The sequence below is a fragment of the Paenibacillus sp. FSL H7-0703 genome, from assembly GCF_038003485.1.
Taxonomy (GTDB): Bacteria; Bacillota; Bacilli; order Paenibacillales; family Paenibacillaceae; genus Paenibacillus; species Paenibacillus polymyxa_B.
The window spans coordinates 118,576-136,771 of record NZ_JBBOPF010000003.1 but is presented as its reverse complement, the minus strand read 5'-3'; the positions used below and the strand labels follow the sequence as shown (position 1 = coordinate 136,771).

18 protein-coding genes and 1 riboswitch are annotated in these 18,196 nt (G+C 46.3%); all 18 genes read left to right on the top strand.

Annotated features, from left to right (window positions below; genetic code table 11):
* Positions 1-77 precede the first annotated feature (77 nt).
* The 18 genes from MHB46_RS26025 to scpB all read left to right on the top strand — a co-directional run bounded on the left by MHB46_RS26025 (position 78) and on the right by scpB (position 18,147).
* Positions 78-1,721 (top strand): glycosyl hydrolase family 28-related protein, encoded by a 1,644-nt coding sequence (locus MHB46_RS26025; RefSeq protein ID WP_341163932.1) that lies wholly within the window; start codon positions 78-80, stop codon positions 1,719-1,721.
* Between the two features lie 215 nt (positions 1,722-1,936).
* Entirely contained in the window at positions 1,937-3,130 is a 1,194-nt protein-coding gene (locus MHB46_RS26020) for a D-alanyl-D-alanine carboxypeptidase family protein (protein WP_061829243.1), read from the top strand.
* Between the two features lie 96 nt (positions 3,131-3,226).
* On the top strand, positions 3,227-3,580 hold the full coding sequence (gene spoIIAA / locus MHB46_RS26015; RefSeq protein ID WP_013310782.1) for an anti-sigma F factor antagonist: 354 nt from the start codon (positions 3,227-3,229) through the stop codon (positions 3,578-3,580).
* Positions 3,577-4,032: an anti-sigma F factor gene (spoIIAB, locus tag MHB46_RS26010; protein ID WP_007430887.1), complete on the top strand. Its 456-nt coding sequence runs from the start codon at positions 3,577-3,579 to the stop codon at positions 4,030-4,032. The genes spoIIAA and spoIIAB overlap by 4 nt, the downstream gene beginning before the upstream one ends.
* A gap of 11 nt (positions 4,033-4,043) precedes the next feature.
* Entirely contained in the window at positions 4,044-4,799 is a 756-nt protein-coding gene (gene sigF, locus MHB46_RS26005; protein WP_023989213.1) for an RNA polymerase sporulation sigma factor SigF, read from the top strand.
* Between the two features lie 176 nt (positions 4,800-4,975).
* Positions 4,976-5,629: a stage V sporulation protein AA gene (locus tag MHB46_RS26000; RefSeq protein ID WP_250261084.1), complete on the top strand. Its 654-nt coding sequence runs from the start codon at positions 4,976-4,978 to the stop codon at positions 5,627-5,629.
* On the top strand, positions 5,626-6,048 hold the full coding sequence (locus MHB46_RS25995; protein WP_039271000.1) for a stage V sporulation protein AB: 423 nt from the start codon (positions 5,626-5,628) through the stop codon (positions 6,046-6,048). Before MHB46_RS26000 ends, MHB46_RS25995 begins: the two co-directional genes overlap by 4 nt.
* A gap of 26 nt (positions 6,049-6,074) precedes the next feature.
* The gene (locus tag MHB46_RS25990; protein WP_209947357.1) at positions 6,075-7,760 is read left to right on the top strand and encodes a spore germination protein; all 1,686 of its coding nucleotides are present in this window, start codon (positions 6,075-6,077) and stop codon (positions 7,758-7,760) included.
* A gap of 110 nt (positions 7,761-7,870) precedes the next feature.
* Positions 7,871-9,238, top strand: coding sequence for a diaminopimelate decarboxylase (gene lysA / locus MHB46_RS25985; RefSeq protein ID WP_061829240.1), 1,368 nt, complete (start codon positions 7,871-7,873; stop codon positions 9,236-9,238).
* Positions 9,239-9,399: 161 nt separating this feature from the next.
* Complete coding sequence (locus MHB46_RS25980; RefSeq protein WP_013310775.1) at positions 9,400-9,834, top strand: peptidylprolyl isomerase; 435 nt, start codon at positions 9,400-9,402, stop codon at positions 9,832-9,834.
* Positions 9,835-10,085: 251 nt separating this feature from the next.
* Positions 10,086-11,099, top strand: a complete 1,014-nt coding sequence (locus tag MHB46_RS25975) for a 2-oxoacid:acceptor oxidoreductase family protein (protein WP_341163931.1) — start codon at positions 10,086-10,088, stop codon at positions 11,097-11,099.
* On the top strand, positions 11,099-13,387 hold the full coding sequence (locus MHB46_RS25970) for a thiamine pyrophosphate-dependent enzyme (RefSeq protein ID WP_341163930.1): 2,289 nt from the start codon (positions 11,099-11,101) through the stop codon (positions 13,385-13,387). Before MHB46_RS25975 ends, MHB46_RS25970 begins: the two co-directional genes overlap by 1 nt.
* Before the next feature lie 219 nt (positions 13,388-13,606).
* Positions 13,607-14,074, top strand: coding sequence for an IDEAL domain-containing protein (locus tag MHB46_RS25965; protein WP_013310772.1), 468 nt, complete (start codon positions 13,607-13,609; stop codon positions 14,072-14,074).
* Positions 14,075-14,142: 68 nt separating this feature from the next.
* Positions 14,143-14,316, top strand: a riboswitch (FMN riboswitch).
* A gap of 329 nt (positions 14,317-14,645) precedes the next feature.
* Positions 14,646-15,311, top strand: coding sequence for a riboflavin synthase (gene ribE, locus MHB46_RS25960; protein ID WP_165177259.1), 666 nt, complete (start codon positions 14,646-14,648; stop codon positions 15,309-15,311).
* A gap of 60 nt (positions 15,312-15,371) precedes the next feature.
* The gene (gene ribB / locus MHB46_RS25955) at positions 15,372-16,055 is read left to right on the top strand and encodes a 3,4-dihydroxy-2-butanone-4-phosphate synthase (RefSeq protein WP_080710688.1); all 684 of its coding nucleotides are present in this window, start codon (positions 15,372-15,374) and stop codon (positions 16,053-16,055) included.
* Between the two features lie 79 nt (positions 16,056-16,134).
* Positions 16,135-16,599: a 6,7-dimethyl-8-ribityllumazine synthase gene (gene ribH, locus MHB46_RS25950; RefSeq protein ID WP_341163929.1), complete on the top strand. Its 465-nt coding sequence runs from the start codon at positions 16,135-16,137 to the stop codon at positions 16,597-16,599.
* A gap of 173 nt (positions 16,600-16,772) precedes the next feature.
* Positions 16,773-17,567 (top strand): segregation and condensation protein A, encoded by a 795-nt coding sequence (locus MHB46_RS25945; RefSeq protein ID WP_029517304.1) that lies wholly within the window; start codon positions 16,773-16,775, stop codon positions 17,565-17,567.
* The gene (gene scpB / locus MHB46_RS25940; protein ID WP_013310766.1) at positions 17,536-18,147 is read left to right on the top strand and encodes an SMC-Scp complex subunit ScpB; all 612 of its coding nucleotides are present in this window, start codon (positions 17,536-17,538) and stop codon (positions 18,145-18,147) included. The genes MHB46_RS25945 and scpB overlap by 32 nt, the downstream gene beginning before the upstream one ends.
* Positions 18,148-18,196 lie beyond the last annotated feature (49 nt).

Below are 18,196 nucleotides of genomic sequence, written 5' to 3'. Positions count from 1 at the left end.
CCATGCTAAGAAAATGAAGAATTCTTCGGCTTGGTTAAAAAGGAACTTTTTACGTTTTTAAACATGGGGGTGTTCGGGTGGAGGATCATTTTACAGACCGTTTGAAGTTGAATTTGAGTGGTACAGGCAAAGACTTAACGCCGCAGCAATTAAATGAAAATTTTAAAACCATTGAAAAAGAATTCATTGAACGCAGTGTAAACGTAAGTTGGTTTGGAGCTGCTGGTGATGGTATTCAGGATGACACGGCAGCTTTGCAGGAGTTGATTAATAAGACCCCCGATTATTCCATTCTTCACATCCCCAGTGGACGATACAAAATAACCTCCACCCTACAGATTCGCAAGCAGGGTATACGCATTTTTGGCATTCATAAGGGCAGATACCGACAAGGCAAAGGTGTTACGTCGATTGAATATTATGGTACGGGTCCTTGTTTTCAAATTGGAGATGAAAGTCTACCATCGTTTAGCGGATTTCAAAATGTGCAGTTTCATGACTTATCGATTCGGTACGAGGGGGCTGACAGATCCACATTAAATAATCCGTTTTCGCAGTCAGTGAAGCGTGGATATTATGGCAAAGGTACTTTAGGTATTCAGGATTGGAAGGGCGGCGGAGTTGCCCTAGATAACGTCCTAATTGAGCATTTTGAAACGGCTTTTTGGGGCTACGAAAGTGATGTGAATTTATTTAAATGCACGGAGATTAATTACAATAAAACAGGGATTCACTTGCAGAATAGAAGTTCACAGTTTACTAGCATAGCGCTTTTTACATTGGGGAACGATACGGCATTGGATCTGAACAGCTCCAACGGAGCCAGATTTTTGGCTAGCCAGCACATTAAGGATGGAAGTTCCAATGATATTCCCATTCTAATTAATGATTTTATGAACGCTGAATTTATAGGCTGCTGGTTTGAGGGACTAAGTAGAGAGCATAAGATGACAGTGCCTTCTTTTATTCAAATTGGTGCTACCAAAGAAACGAAAAATGTGGCCTTGCGTGACTCCATTTTAGCGATAGCGGACAAATTCGATGACACCCAATCCGTATGTAACTATTTTGTGGATGTGGTCATTGGCAAAAAAGTTTTGGTGGACGAGGTGGGAGGGTATCCCCGTAATCTAAAGCAGCTTATTTCTTTCTCTGGTAGCTCTTCCACACAGCAGGTGACACTTCGCTCACATTTGGATTTTAGCTATAGCAATAATCGTTATGACGAGAATAATGGGACAGGGCAGGCTTTGCTGCTGGTCGAGAAATACTCGAACAACGGGATTGAGCATTTGGACGAAACCTTTGTTAAAGCCTACCTGGGATTGAGGCAAAATCTCCCCGCAGGTAGCTGGCAGAAGGTGAAGTTCAATCAAATCAACAATGATGAGCTGATCGAATTCGATGCGGTGAATAGCCGATGGCGAGCCAAGCGAGCTGGGAAATACAGAATACAAGTTTACATTTCGACCGATCCCCAAGTGGACGGCAACCGCACACGGCTGGCACTTCATCTGAATGATGAACAAGTAGCCGGGAGTTCAGCCTATGCTTATCTCGATGATAGGGTAATTGGTGGACTGAACTATAGTGCATTGAGTGGAGCAATGGAACTTAGACTGGAAGCGAATTCTTTTATTGATATACGGGTGTTCAGTCAAAATACAATGGATATTCTACCGGGTGGAGGAATCACATATCTCACCGTAAGCCGAATTTAAACCATTATTTCACAGACGATAGATGTGTTCTGTCTTTTTATATATTGGAAAATGCGCACCATGCTGACTCAGCTTGGTGCTATTTGATGTTTTTATTCATATGGAATATTTTTCTTTCATTCTGACGACAATGGTTAGCAGCACGCGAATAGGCCGGAGGGTTAAGTAAATGGGCTCCGGTGCTTTACGCCAATATGTTGAGGAGGGAACCGATTGTGAAGAAAAAAGTGGTGGCGTTCATCCTGGCTTGCCTGGTAGCCTTGACTGCCGTCCCTGTCGGCGGTTGGGCCGAAGAAAGCATACCTGAAAGCAAAACCAAAGAGGGATCAGCGGCTGAGCTAGCTCCCCAGGCTCTCTCGGCGATCCTGATGGATGCAGATACGGGCACAGTCATCTATGAAAAAAACAGTCGTGAAAAGCTTCCTCCAGCGAGCATCACCAAGATTATGACGATGTTGCTGACCATGGAGGCCATTCAGGATGGCAAGCTTAAGCTGACCGATAAAGTTCGTGCCAGCGAATATGCATCTTCAATGGGGGGCTCGCAAATTTTCTTGGAGCCGGGAGAGGAAATGACGGTTGATGAGATGCTGAAGGGAATCGCGATGGCTTCCGGCAACGATGCTTCTGTGGCGATGGCTGAGAAAATTGCAGGGTCTGAGCAGGCTTTTGTCGACATGATGAACGCCAAGGTGCAGCAGCTCGGGCTCAAGGATACCCATTTTGCCAATTGCAACGGTTTGCCTGTCGAGAATCACTATTCTTCTGCGCATGATATTGCGGTTATGAGCCGGGAGTTGTTGAAATACCCGCAAATTACGAAATATACGGGAGCCTATCAGGACTATTTGCGCAAATCCTCGGTAAAACCCTTTTGGCTGGTGAATACGAATAAGCTTGTCCGTTTCTATACTGGAGCAGACGGGCTGAAAACAGGCTATACGGGAGAAGCAAAGTTCTGTCTTTCCGCTACTGCGAAGCGTGATGGCTTGCGTGTCGTAGCTGTCGTGCTTGGGGAGCCGAATACGAAGATACGCAACAATGAAGTATCTTCCATGTTCGACTATGCGTTTTCTCAATATACTATGAAATCCATATACAAGCCGGGTGAATTGCTGGGTAGTGTAAAAGTTGAAAAAGGCGTATTGCCAGAGCTGAAAATTCAGGCTGAGCGTTCTTACAGCGTGTTGGTGAAAAAAGGTGGCAACAAACAAACGTTGCGTCATGAATTACAACTGGCCCCAAGCCTCAAAGCTCCTGTCCGGGCTGGTGATCCAATCGGTAAGCTGGTCGTCTATCAGGATGGACAACGTCTTAAGGAGTTTAATATCACTTCGCCTGTGGCTATCGAAAAGGCCGGATGGTGGAAATTGTTTAAACGTACCATGTCGAACCTATTTTCTTTGTAGATTTTACGGGGTTTTCTTCTAGTTTTGTCGGAGGGCAGGAATCGTCTGCGGCTACGTAGAAATCCTTGTCCAAGACCGGGAGGAGAGTGAGTAAGCATGAACCTGCAAATTGAAATGGAGCATCACCGGGGGGTACTGATTGTAAGGCTGTCTGGTGAGCTTGATCACCATACGTCGGACATGGTCCGTATGCAAATGGATGAGGCGATTCAGCGTCGGCAATGCGAGCATATTGTGCTCAGCCTGAAGAATCTTCAGTTTATGGATAGCTCCGGCCTTGGCGTTATCTTGGGACGGTACAAACTGATCAAGCAAAAGGGCGGGAAAATGGCAGTCTGTGATGTCAATCCGCCAGTACACCGACTGCTGGATATGTCAGGGCTGTTCAAAATCATGCCCATATATGACAATGAGGGAAATGCGCTCACGGAACTGGAGGTAGTGTCATGAGAGAAGGCACGGGTAACAATTTCATGAGCTTGCAGTTTGCTGCCAAATCGGAGAATGAGGCATTTGCTCGTGTGGCTGTCGCGGCATTTATTTCCAGGCTTGATCCCACAATGGATGAGCTAAGTGATTTGAAAACCGTGGTGTCTGAAGCGGTGACAAACAGTATTATTCACGGTTATGACAGCGACCCGTCAGGTGTCGTAACGATCAAAGTCGGGATTGAAGCGGACGTGATTACGTTGGTTATTGAGGACGCAGGCCGAGGAATTGAGGATCTGGAACTTGCCAAGCAACCTCTATATACGTCCAAACCTGAATTGGAACGCTCCGGCATGGGCTTTACGATTATGGAAAATTTCATGGATGAGTTTGAAGCAGTCAGTGAGCCGGGCGGAGGCACGTCGGTCCGGATGAAGAAAAGGATTGAATCCAAGAAAGCTTTATATAATTAGGAGTTGATCCTATGGAAGCAGGAGGAAAAAAAACTTCGCACAGCTATTTGGAGGATGCGGAAGTCAAGCGGCTTATTGCACTGAGTCAATCCGGTGATAATGAGGCTCGTGAGACACTGGTCAATAGTAATATCCGGCTCGTCTGGTCTGTCGTGCAGCGCTTTATGAACCGGGGGTATGAACCTGACGATCTTTTTCAAATTGGTTGCATCGGCTTGTTAAAATCGGTGGATAAATTCGATCTCAGCTACGAAGTCAAATTTTCAACATATGCAGTACCGATGATTATCGGTGAGATTCAACGGTTCCTGCGTGATGACGGTACACTCAAAGTTAGCCGTTCCTTGAAGGAAACGGCTAATAAGGTCCGTAAAATGAAAGATGAGCTATCCAAACGGCTCAACCGTCTGCCTACAGTCAAGGAAGTTGCTGATGAGCTGGGAGTGACACCGGAGGATGTTGTTTTTGCGCAGGAGGCCAATAAGCCGCCTACCTCCATTCACGAAACGGTGTTCGAAAATGACGGTGATCCGATTACACTTATGGATCAGATTGCTGACGAATCACAGGAAAGGTGGTTCGACAAGCTGGCACTCAATGAAGCCATTGGCGGACTATCTGAGCGGGAGCGGTTGATTGTGTACCTGCGCTATTACCGGGATCAGACTCAATCAGAAGTTGCAAGTCGGCTTGGTATTTCTCAGGTACAGGTATCACGGCTGGAAAAAAAGATTTTACAACTGATCCGCGATCAGATTGCCCAATAATAACAGTCAGGATCTTAGTGAAATCCTTATGCTTACGTATTTATAAAGGGTATTCCAAAGCCATTTTAATGGCCAGGGGTACTCTTTTTTGCGTGGGATAAAAGACAATACACAGAATAGGTTTCCTCGCTTCGTTCCATACTAATCGATAATTACGAGGATAAGGAGGGGATCGGATGACTCATAGTCCGGCTCCTACAGTAGCTCCTATTGTCTACTTGCGGCTCCGTAGCCGTGTCCGCATGATACAAGGGCAGGATTTACATTTGGGTGATGTAGCCCATCTGCTGACTAATCCTGAATGGGAAAAGGATCTGCTTGAGCTTGTTCTCAAGCGCCCGCAGCACCAGGACGGTAATCTGATACTGATAGACATGCTGCAGATCATAGCAAAAATTAGAGATCATATTCCGGGGGTCGTAGTTGAATCTCTCGGAAAGCCACATGTACTTGTGGAACTCGTGGAGAAACCCCGTAAGCCGTCCAAAATACTGTTTGTTTTGGTATGGGTGCTTCTGTTTTTTGGCTCTGCGCTGACAATTATGAATTTTCATGCCGACGTTAGCATGATGGAGGTACAGGTTCGGATTGTGGAGATGATTACGGGACATAAAGATGAACATCCGTACCTGTTTCAAATTGCTTACTCGATCGGCATCGGCTTTGGCATGATCGTTTTTTTTAATCACTTGTTCAAGAAACATTGGAACGAGGAGCCGACGCCGCTGGAGGTGGAAATGTATCTGTACCAGGAAAATGTGGATCAGTATGTTGTGGCAGAGGAGTATGAAAAGATGGCCCGTTTGCACACAAAGGATAAGAAACCATGATATTTGTACAGGCTGCACTTCAGATTATTTTAGGTATTGCTGGGGGCCTTGCGGTGGGTAGCGGTGTAATTGCTTTTTTTATTGTGCTGGATATCATGCCGCGATTAGCACAACTCACCCGTACGTATAAAAAATCACGTGCATACGAAAAGGCAATGATTATAGGTTCAGTGCTGGGGACTGTGGTCGATTTTTGGAACATCTGCTTGCCACTACCGGGCATATTTACATGGATACCTGGGTTATTTTGCGGAGTGTTTATTGGTTTGCTCGCCGCGGCTTTAACGGAGGTATTGAATCTCCTGCCTATACTCGCCAAGCGACTCCACATGACCGTGTATATGTTCGGCCTATTAATGGCAATGGTGCTTGGAAAGGTGACGGGTTCCTTATTTGACTGGTTTGTATACAACCGTTAACAACGAAAGCGAAGGGGGCAAGGAATATGGATCACAGAGCGGATCAAGAGCAACATCAAGAAGACGGGGGAATCGGAAAGGAATATCATACTGACGGAGAAGAGTTGAGTCCATGGAAGGAAAAGCAGGCGCAGGAATCTGCACGTTTTAAACACAAAAAAGAGAGTGAGCGGTCTGATAACGTAGAGGAGTCCGTTCGCTACTGGCAGGCCGAAGATGATATATCGCCGAGGATGAAGGATAATAAGAATACACTTGAAACAGTATTAGGTTTGGGGGAGACCTTTGATGTTGTATTCAGGGAAATGACACTGGGTGGGCGTCATACCGGATATCTGTTCCTAAATACCTTTGCGAAGGATCAGATCATGCTTGAAGTGCTAAAGCGTCTCACCTATCTGACGCCGGATAATCTCTCTTCGGATGGACTACAAGCGTATTTCGAAAATTTTATTCCACATATTCAGGTGGAGAAGACAGATAAGATGTCTGTCGTCATTAACAAGGTGCTGACGGGGATGAGTGCCTTTTTCATGGAAGGAGAGCGTTTTTCCCTTATTCTGGATACCCGTAATTATCCGGTGCGTAGTCCGGAGGAACCCTCTTTGGAACGGGTTGTGCGCGGTGCCCGCGACGGGTTTACTGAAACAATGCTTACAAATGTAGGTCTGGTGCGCCGGCGTTTGCGGGACCCAGGACTTAAATTTGAGGCTATGCAGGTCGGTCGTCGAACTCGAACAGACGTTTGTTTGGGTTACATTGACGATATTGTGGATAAGGTGATGGTGGATACTGTACGAGACAAAATTAAAAATGTTAATTTGGATGGTATTCCGCTGGCCGACAAGCAATTAGAGGAGACGATTATCAATAAAGGTTGGAATCCATATCCATTAGTACGATATTCGGAGCGACCAGATGTCGTGGCATCGCATATTATGGAAGGAAGGCTCGTTATTTTCGTCGATACCTCACCCAGCGTGATGATCTTGCCTACTACTTTTTTTGACTTGTGTCAGCATGCAGAAGAGAATCGGCAAACCGCTTTTATGGGAAGTTATTTGCGCTGGGTACGTTTTATAGGTATATTCGCCTCGATGTTTCTGCTTCCGATGTGGCTGCTAATGGTCATCAATCCCGAATTAAAACCTGCGTTTCTTGATTTTATTGGTCCTCAAAAGGAAGCACATCTTCCGCTGATTGCCCAGTTTATCATTGTAGAACTTGGGGTCGATCTTATGCGAATGGCGGCTGTGCATACTCCGACACCACTGGCTTCCGCTATGGGCTTGATCGCAGCCATTATGGTCGGCGATATTGCGGTTCAGACGGGACTTTTCGTGAACGAGGTCGTGCTGTACATGGCTGTCGCTGCGATAGGAATGTTCGCAACACCGAGCTACGAGCTGGGTCTGGCGAATAGACTGATCCGACTATTCCTACTGATTGCTGTAGCTATTTTCCACGTACCGGGCTTTGTCGTGGGTACGACACTGATCATTTTGATGCTGACGCTGCATCGGTCATACAATTCTTCGTATTTGTGGCCGTTCATTCCTTTTAATGCCAAAGCGTTAGCTTCCATCTTGTTCCGTATGCCTGTACTAGATGCACCTAACCGCCCGTCATCTAACAAAACGAGGGACAATACGCGTATGCCCCATACGGATGCCGACACAGATTCGAACTCAGGCAATGGACAGGAGCATTAATATAAATGATCTGCATAAAAATCCATTGTTCTTGATGTTTTTTTTGCTATACTGGTGTAAACATTCGATGGAATATGACTAGCTTGTTCCAGAAAGAGAGGCGCCAGAACATGTATTTGCATGGAAGCAGTAAAATTAACAGCAATGGACATTTGGAAATCGGCGGTTGTGATACAACACTTTTGAAAGAGCGTTTTGGGACACCGCTATATATTGTAGACGAACAGTTAGTCCGCCGGCGCTGCCGGGAGTATATAGAAGCTTTTCGTGAAACCGGATTGAAGTTTCAAGTCGCTTATGCAAGCAAAGCGTTTTGTGTTATGGCGATGTGCGCTTTAGCTGCTGAAGAAGGGATGTCGCTTGACGTAGTTTCCAGTGGAGAATTGTTTACTGCGCTACAAGCAGGGTTCCCGGCAGAGCGAATCCATTTCCACGGCAATAACAAAACACCGGAAGAAATTGAAATGGCGTTAGATGCGCAAATTGGCTGCTTCGTCGTCGATAGCGAAATGGAGTTGCATTTGTTGCAGGCCCTTGCCTCCGAGAAAGAACAGCAGGTGAATATCTTACTGCGGGTTACACCAGGGGTTGAGGCGCATACGCATGAATATATGGCCACAGGTCAAGAAGATTCGAAATTTGGCTTTGACATTGGAAACGGTACAGCACGCCAAGCAGTGGAACAGGCTATCAAGCTAGACCATCTTAACCTGCTGGGGGTACATTCTCATATCGGCTCGCAAATATTCGAAGTGAATGGCTTCCAAATGGCTGCTGAACGGGTTGCAGCTTTTTCCAGAGAAATTAAGGAACAGCTTCAGTTTTCTTTCAAAGTGATTAATCTGGGTGGGGGATTTGGCATTCGCTACACAGAAGAGGACACACCACTGAAAGTATCAACCTATGTACAGGCTATCGGCGAAGCAGTGAAAACTTATTTTTCAGGACTTTACGATGAACTTCCAGAAATTTGGATTGAGCCGGGACGCAGTATTGTAGGCGATTCAGGCACGACCTTATATACGGTAGGAAGCATCAAGGATATTCCGCAGGTACGTAAATATGTCTCGGTAGATGGCGGGATGACAGATAATCCACGCCCTGCACTGTATCAGGCCAAGTATGAAGCGATGCTGGCTAACCGAGCGCAGGATACGAACGAAGAGACGGTGTCCATTGCGGGCAAATGCTGTGAAAGCGGCGATATGCTGATTTGGGATGTAGAGCTGCCTCGTATAAATAGCGGCGATTTGCTCGCTGTTGCCTCAACCGGAGCCTACAATTACTCCATGGCGAGTAATTATAACCGAATACGTCGACCAGCAGTTGTATTTGTCAACAACGGTGAGGCCGAGTTGGTAGTGCGTCGGGAAACCTACGAAGATATCGTACGCAACGATGTTGTGCCACAGCGCTTGATTCGTGATCAAGCTAGTCCAGTGGTTCAGCCCAACGCCAAGATTACCGTTTCGTCCTGATTTTAGACTTGTAAGATCAAGCAGGCCATTGAGTCGGTAATAATACACCGGGGACAATGGCTCTTTTTTTGGACAAGACTTTGCTAAGCGCGGCAATTCATAGTAAACTGGAACTTGATGTTATTTAGTTCTCAAAACAGGTTGAAAAGGAGATACAAACAATGAAAAAAGGTAGAATAGATCTTGAAAACGGCGGTATCGTTGAAATTGACTTTTTCCCAGAAGAAGCTCCAAACACCGTTGCTAACTTTGAAAAGCTGGCAAACAGCGGTTACTACAACGGTTTGAGCTTCCACCGTGTCATTCCGGGCTTTGTTGCTCAAGGTGGTTGTCCAATCGGTAACGGTACAGGCGGTCCTGGTTACACGATTGACTGTGAAACAGCTACGAATACAACAAAGCATGCCAAAGGCGTTCTGTCCATGGCTCATGCAGGTCGCAACACAGGTGGTAGCCAATTCTTTATCTGCTACGCTCCACAACCACATTTAGATGGAGTACATACTGTATTTGGTAAAGTAACCAAAGGTATGGAATTCATTGATGCTGTAAAACAAGGCGACAAAATGAAAGAGGTTAAAGTATTTGACGTGTAATTTTACCGTTAATTACATGATCTTTTTCAAATAGCGTTGCACCTAAGCCGTTCTGTCTTTGGACAGGGCGGCTTTTGTTGTCTTTTGTTTGACGGTTTATTGATTTTCGCAATCACGTAGGCATTACAGTGCGTAAGATCACATTCGAAAAGTAAGTGTTGTGATAGCCTTTCGATAAGAATGCATTTTCCATTTATTTTATATGAGTATTCAAACTCAGTAAGGATTGGAAAAGAAGGGGGCTTATCACATTGTCTATTTTAACGCGCACAAATCGACTCGGATTTTTTGAAATCCGGCTGGAATCCATTGGTGGACTCGGCGCTAATCTGGCTGGCAAAATGTTGGCCGAAACCGGGGTGCTTGGTCTGGGGCTGAATGCTTCAAATTTTTCGTCCTACGGTTCGGAAAAAAAGGGAACTCCGGTTAAAAGCTTCGTCCGCTTCTGTGAGCCGGAGGTCGATATTCGGGATCACAGTCCGATTGAGCAACCGCATGTGGTAGGCATTTTCCATGAAACGTTATACAAAACGGTAAATGTAATCAGCGGACTGCCAGCGGATGGGATTGTAGTGGTTAATTCCACGCGTCCAGCAGAAGAAATACGGGCTGATTTGGGACTGGTATCCGGTACACTAGCGGTGGTGGATGCGATGGGCATCGCACTGGAAGAGCGAACCAAACTAAATACGTCCATGCTCGGTGCCTTGTTCCGTGTCTGTGATTTCCTGGACCCGGAAGCGATGAGATCGGTTATACGCAGTACCTTTGAAAAGAAAAATCCACTGTTAGTGGAACCTAATCTCCGTACGTTTAACCGTGGTTATGAGGAAATGGAACTGCACGTATATCCAGTTACTGATGACGCAGAGGATCGGGTTTATGAACGTCCGCAGCCATTGCTGGGATACGAAACGCAACTACTGGGGGGCGTTATTGCGACTCAGGGAAACAGCATGACGAGAGATGTTAGTGGTTCACGTCAGGGGTATGTGCCTGAATATGAAGCTGATAAATGTACCCATTGTGCCAAGTGTGATTCGATTTGCCCGGATTACTGTTTTGTATGGGAAGAGCAAGCAGACAAACGCGGAAGAGTGATGCCATTTTTGCAAGGGATTGATTACCAGTATTGCAAAGGATGTCTGAAATGTGTAGATATTTGCCCATCGGGGGCATTAAGCTCGCGTCGTGAGCAATGGGGATGGGCGGAACAGAATCGAGTTGCCCACCAATTTCCGGTATATGAAGGAGGGCGTGCGTAATGGCAAAACTGGAGGAAGAACTCAAACAGACAGGCGCCGCGCAAGTGACAACGTTCGAATCCGGTAATGAAATGGCAGCTACGGCGGCTGCGCAAATTAATTATCATATGATGGGATATTTCCCGATTACTCCCTCTACTGAGGTAGCGCAGTATTTGGATCAGATGAGAACGAGAGGTCAGCATAATATTAAGCTGGTTGCAGCAGACGGAGAACACGGATCGGCAGGGATTTGTTATGGAGCTGCCGCAGCCGGAGCGAGGGTTGTGAACGCCACTAGTTCGCAAGGTTTCCTGTACATGCTGGAGCAGTTACCTGTTCAGTCAGGTACCCGTTTTCCAATGGTTATGAATCTGGTGACACGAGCTGTCAGTGGTCCCCTGGATATTCGCGGGGATCATTCGGACCTGTACTATGGTTTGAATACAGGCTGGGTCATTTTGACGGCAAGTACACCACAGGCTGTGTATGATATGAACATCATGGCACTAAAAATCGCAGAGCATAGCGATGTTCGGCTGCCTGTAATGGTCGCATATGACGGTTTTTATACGTCCCATCAAAAACGTAAAGTGCAATATTTTGCCGATGCTGAGACCGTGCGCGGTTTTGTAGGTCCTAACCCGAACTTAAATTATCCGAATATTACGGATTTTGATCATCCTGTTACCGTAGGTGCGCATATGAACGGCGATGACCTGACGAATAATCATGTTCAGCTGTCCGAAGCACTAAAGCTGTCAGAAGGAGTATATGAGCAGGTAGCAGCAGAGTATGCCGCTTTATCCGGTCGGGAATACCCAATTTTAGATCTGTATCAAATGGAGGATGCTGAGGTCGCGGTATTCCTGTTGAATTCGGCGGCTGAATCGGCTAAGGATGTGGCGGATCAACTCCGTGCGCGCGGGATTAAAGCTGGTGTGATACGTCCGAATATCATCCGACCGTTCCCAGCCGCACAACTGCGGGAAGCCTTACGTGATGTCAAGGCGCTGTTGGTAGGTGAACGTGCAGATTCGTATGGGGCAGACGGCGGGAATTTAACGCATGAAATTAAGGCGGCCTTGCAGGAGGACCCGCTGAATCGGACACTCGTGTTGAGCCGTATCTTTGGCTTGGGCGGCAAGGATTTTTATGCGGAAGATGCAGAGGCGTTCTTCCAGCTTGCGATTGAGGCGGCCGAGGCCGGCCGAGCGGAGAAGCCCTTTGATTATTACGGTATTAATCCGGGTTCACCGGACAAAGTGATGCTGCAAGTTATGCAGCCGCCACGTGGCAATGCATACCGTACGGGCATGATTCAAGTTACGCCGGACGAGGCGACCGGGAAGCTCAAAGTCAAGGTGCCACCCCTGCGGTCGTTGACAACCAAACCACGCCGTCTTACACCAGGTCACGGGGCTTGCCCAGGATGTGGGGCATTATCTGCGCTGGAACTGTTTTTCAAAGGTATTGAAGGGGATATTGTCGTGCTGTTCCAGACAGGCTGCGTATATGTGACGACGACAGGGTATCCATATACATCACATAAACAACCGATGATCCACAATCTTTTTCAAAACGGGGCCGCTACACTTTCAGGAGCGCTGGAAGCTTATATGGAAATGAAGCGCCGTAATGAAATTGAAATGTCAGACGATCCGACTTTTATCATGATCAGTGGTGACGGTGGGATGGATATAGGTATGGGTTCTGCGATTGGTGCGGCTCTGCGTAATCATAAGCTGATCATGCTGGAATATGATAACGAAGGGTACATGAATACAGGTTCACAGCAATCATACTCCACTCCGGTTGGTCACATGACTAGTACGTCAGGTGTAGGGAAAATGCAAAAAGGAAAGCAAGGACATCACAAGGATACCGTGCAAATCATGGCTGCTTGTAACATTCCGTATGCTTTTACAGCAGCTGAAAGTCATCCGCAGGATATGCTGCGCAAAGCAGCCAAGGCTCAATGGTATGCGAACAACGTGGGTACGGCCTATGGTAAGATCCTGTGCGCCTGCCCACTGAATTGGAAATCGGAAGACAGACTGGGCACCAGCATTGTGGGCGCTGCAGTCGAGTCTTGTTTCTTTCCTTTGTACGAAATAGAGCAAGGCAGTACGACAATTACGTACAATCCGGAAGACAAGGGAAAACGGATTCCAGCTGCTGAATGGTTGAAATTAATGGGTAAAACGAAGCATCTTCTCAAGGAGGAGGCTACGCTGGCTACCTTTGAGCAGGAGATTGAGCGTCGCTGGACTATCCTGAAAAAGAAACATGAAATTTCAGAGCTATAATTCCGTTTTTTGCATAATCATCGATTAACATTGTTAGCCGCTGTTACTGTAGTGGTTCAATCAAGATTCTTTGCGTTTATTGCGCAAAGAATCTTTTTTATCGTTTATGGGTTGAAGCATAAAAAAACAGGTAATGATTTCCGATATAGGAGTGGAGGCCTATAAGAGGCACGTTAAAAAGTTTTCTTCTGAATTTTAAGATGCAATGAGGTGCAGGAAATGATTAAGCTGAATACAGTTGAAATAATCGAAATTATAAAGAAGCAGATCCCTAAGGTTATGAACATCAAGCCAGTGGAGCTAAAGTTTACGGATGATTTTGGACGGGCATCGCTGGCAGCGACAGAACACAAATTCACGCTGACGAACCAGCATTATTCTGCCAAGGTGATGGATTGCGTGTTAGAAACACAGGTACGCCCCATTTTAATGTGCGAAATTATTTATTTTCTGAAATGCGAGTTTATTGACGGACATGTTGATGTGCGACTGGATTATGAAGCATGTTCTGAGGAAGGACGGGGACCGGTTGCTTCAGCCGTAATTACCTTTGATCATGCAACAGAGTTGGGAGTCGAGGAACTGGCCGATCTGATTGACTTGGCGCTTCATATGAATGATAAAACCTGGTTTGAAGAACTCTCCAGCCAATATGTCAAAACCAAAGCAGGAGCTTCTATTAGATAACTTGCTTTTTTTAGAAGTCGGTGCTAATATACGTAACAAGTTTAATGTTAATTCAATTAAATAAGAGCAAGATCCTTCGGGGCGGGGCGAAATTCCCCACCGGCGGTGATGACATGTTTGTGGACCGTTTTTGTGAGAAACAGCATGGCTTAGTCCGTGACCCGGATGCTGAATGATCGGCAGAAGGTGGACCTGGTGCAAATCCGGGACCGACAGTATAGTCTGGATGGGAGAAGGATACGAAGCGCATGTGCATGACGTGACATGTGCCAATTTTTAGCATACCCAATTGTGCGTACGGCTTATTTCGTTGTAGGACAGCATCGGGCGATAGCTTGCTTAAGCTTTCTTTTTGATGGTGTTCAGAGCGTATTTGGTTGTATCCTCAGTCATGCTTTCTATTGGCAAACCTATGATTTCATGTCGTCTTAAGATGCATATGAACTGCGCTTGTATACTACAAATGTGACTCTCATCACCCCCATGACGGATTGAATCCGAACTGGGGGTTTTTTGCGCTTATAGCTGATGAATTAGGGATAAACTGAATGTAGTGGAAAGGAGTGAAGGCATGTTTACCGGATTGGTCGAGGAAGTGGGTCGCATTCAAACTATTTCCAAAAGCGGTGAAGCGATGGTGCTGGGGATTTCGGGTTCCGTGGTGTTGGGCGATTTGAAAATAGGAGACAGTGTCTCAGTGAATGGCGTTTGCCTGACGGCGATACAGATCGGTACGAAAGACTTTAAGGTTGATGTGATGCCGGAAACCTTTCGCAGCAGTAATCTGAAAGAGTTGAGATCAGGCAGCCGAGTCAACCTGGAGCGAGCGATGGCGGCGAGCGGAAGGTTCGGAGGACATATCGTGCAAGGACATGTGGACGGGACGGGAACGATTCGCGGGGTAACATCAGATCAGAATGCAGTTGTGTTCGAAATTGAGCCTAAAAATCAAACATTATTTAAATATATTCTTCTCAAAGGGTCAATCACAATTGATGGTATCAGCCTCACAGTCGCACAGCGTACGAGAGATACCTTTGCCGTATCCATTATTCCCCACACCTTATCCGAAACGGCCTTACAAGCCAAACGTGAGGGAGATACCGTCAATATCGAATGCGATATTTTGGGCAAATATGTAGAACAGCTTTTAAATTACAGAGGTGCAGCGGAGGCGGAGAGAGTAGAAGAAGCTCCTCTCAGTTTGGACTATTTGGCGAAACACGGCTTTGCCTGATATTGAAGGGTAAGCCTGTTTAGGAGCATTCGTGGCACAAGACATAAGGAGGAAAGTGTTATGGATAGAGGTAGCCAAACAAGTGCAATGGCAAACGTCATAGAGCATGGCGAGTTGGAACATGACGAAGAGATTCGTTTGGATTCCATCGAAGCAGCGTTGGAGGACTTAAAAAACGGTAAAGTTGTTATTGTGGTGGATGATGAACAGCGCGAAAATGAAGGCGATTTTATCGCTTTGGCTGAAAAAGCGTCGCCTGAGGTCATTAATTTCATGATTACAGAAGGTCGCGGGTTGGTCTGTGTGCCAATTACACGACAAAGAGCCGAGGCCTTGGAATTGCATCCTATGGTAGAGCAAAATACAGATTTCCACGGTACTGCCTTTACGGTATCGGTAGATCATATGGAGACAACAACGGGTATTTCAGCGGCCGAGCGTTCCTTGACTGTACGCGCCTTGGCAGACGAAGCAGTCACAGGCAGTGATTTCCGCAAGCCTGGTCACATGTTCCCGCTGATTGCTCGCGATGGTGGTGTCTTGCAGCGTGCTGGTCACACTGAAGCGGCTGTTGATCTGGCCCGACTCAGTGGCTTCAAGCCTGCTGGGGTCATTTGCGAAATTATAAAGGAAGATGGCTCAATGGCCCGCCTGCCTGATCTGGCAGTGGTCGCCAAGCGACATCAATTGAAGCTGATCAGTATTCAGCATTTGGTGGACTACCGTCGTCGTTTGTCATTGTAAAAATACATCTCGGTTCCAAGTAAATCTGAAGTATTGTCCGAAGTCCCTAAATAATTAAACTAAGAGAGGTTGATTAAACATGGCACGTTTTATAGAAGGTAATCTCGTATCGAACGGTTTAAAATATGGTATTGTGGTGGGCAGATTTAATGAGTTTATTACGAGCAAGCTGTTAAGCGGCGCAATTGACGCACTTCAACGACATGGTGCACAGGAAGATGAAATTGATGTAGCCTGGGTTCCGGGTGCATTTGAAATTTCACTGATTGCACAAAAAATGGCTGCAAGCGGCAAATATGATGCCGTAATTACGCTGGGTACGGTCATCCGTGGTTCTACTTCTCATTATGATATCGTCTGCAATGAAGTGGCCAAGGGTGTGGCAGCGAGCAGCCTGAAAACGGGAGTGCCCGTTATTTTTGGTGTAGTGACTACAGAAAACATTGAACAGGCTATTGAACGAGCAGGTACGAAGGCTGGTAATAAAGGTTGGGATTCTGCATTGGCTGCGATTGAAATGGCCAATCTCGGCAAGCAATTTTAATTATAGGAATAGCTGAATAGAACGCTATAAACTGCAAGGTGAAAAAGGGATTGGATTGTTAAGCAAGGCGATGACGTATATACTACAGAAAGAGGGATTGATAACGTAGAGCATAAGTGCTATAGGGAAAGGTATTGTTGAATGATGATTGGAGTAAGGCAGGGGGAAGCACATTGACAGTCGTAAATTACAAGCTGGAAACATTCGAGGGTCCGCTGGATCTACTGTTGCATCTGATTGATAAAGCCGAGATCGACATTCAGGATATCCCGATTAGCGATATTACTGATCAGTATATGGCTTTTTTGCACAGTATGCAGGAGCTGGAACTGGACATTACGAGCGAGTTTCTGGTGATGGCGGCGACGCTCTTATCTATTAAGAGTAAATTGTTGCTTCCCAAGCCACCTGTGATGGAATATGACGATTTGGATTTTTATGAGGAAGAGGATTATGATCCACGTGAGGAACTGGTCCGCAAGCTGGTGGAGTATCGTAAATATAAAGGGATTGCTCGCCATCTAAGTGAACGTGAGTGGGAGCGGAGTCTAATTTATGGCAAGGAGCCAGAAGATCTAAGCGCATTCCTGCCTACTGAACCCGTAAATCCGGTACATGGGCTGCATGCAAGCGATTTGGTCGCGGCCTTTCAGCGTGCTTTGCGCAAAGCAGAACGACGTACGACGGTAACTCGTGTTCATCGGGACGAAATTTCAGTCAAGGACCGTATTCGGCAAGTTATCGGAGCTTTAGAGATGGTGGGGAATGGAGGACGGCTGCTGTTCTCTAAGCTGATGCATGAGGATATGTATCGACATGAAGTGGTTGTGACCTTTTTGGCTATCCTTGAACTGATGAAAATGAAACAAATTTTCTGTTATCAGGAGAAGCTTTTCGATGATATTGTAATGGAGTGGAGAGGGGATTTACGGGTTAATGGATTATCTGAAGCTGAAATCAATTATTGAGGGACTGCTGTTTCTCGCAGGAGAGGAAGGGTTGTCCACCAAGCAGATCGCCGACATTGTAGAGCAGCAGCAAGAGCTGGTTGAACAGTGCCTGGAAGATATGAAGCAGGACATGGAGCAGGGAGGAAGAGGCCTGCAACTTGTCCGTATTGCCGGTCATTATCAGCTTGCAACTTTATCCGAACATGCACCTTACTTTGAAAAGCTCGCATACTCTCCGGCACGTGCCTCACTGTCTCAAGCTGCTTTGGAGACGCTGGCCATTGTGGCCTACCGCCAGCCCATTACAAGAGTTGAAATCGAAGAGATTCGGGGTGTCAAATCCGAGCGGGCCATACATACACTGGTCAACAAGGAGCTCATTGAAGAGAAAGGTCGAGCTGAAGCCATCGGACGGCCAATATTGTACGGAACGACGAAATCATTTTTGGATTATTTCGGTCTGGGCTCTTTGGCAGATCTACCACAACCGGAGTTGTTCGAAGATTCGGACAATTTGGAGGAAGAGACTCAATTATTGTTCGAGCGTCTGGAGAGCAGCCAGCCTGCAGCCAACGATCTGGATCTTGAATCCCAATAAAGTTCATCCGGATCTTGCAGCTCACTTATGTAAAATATCAAATAGACAG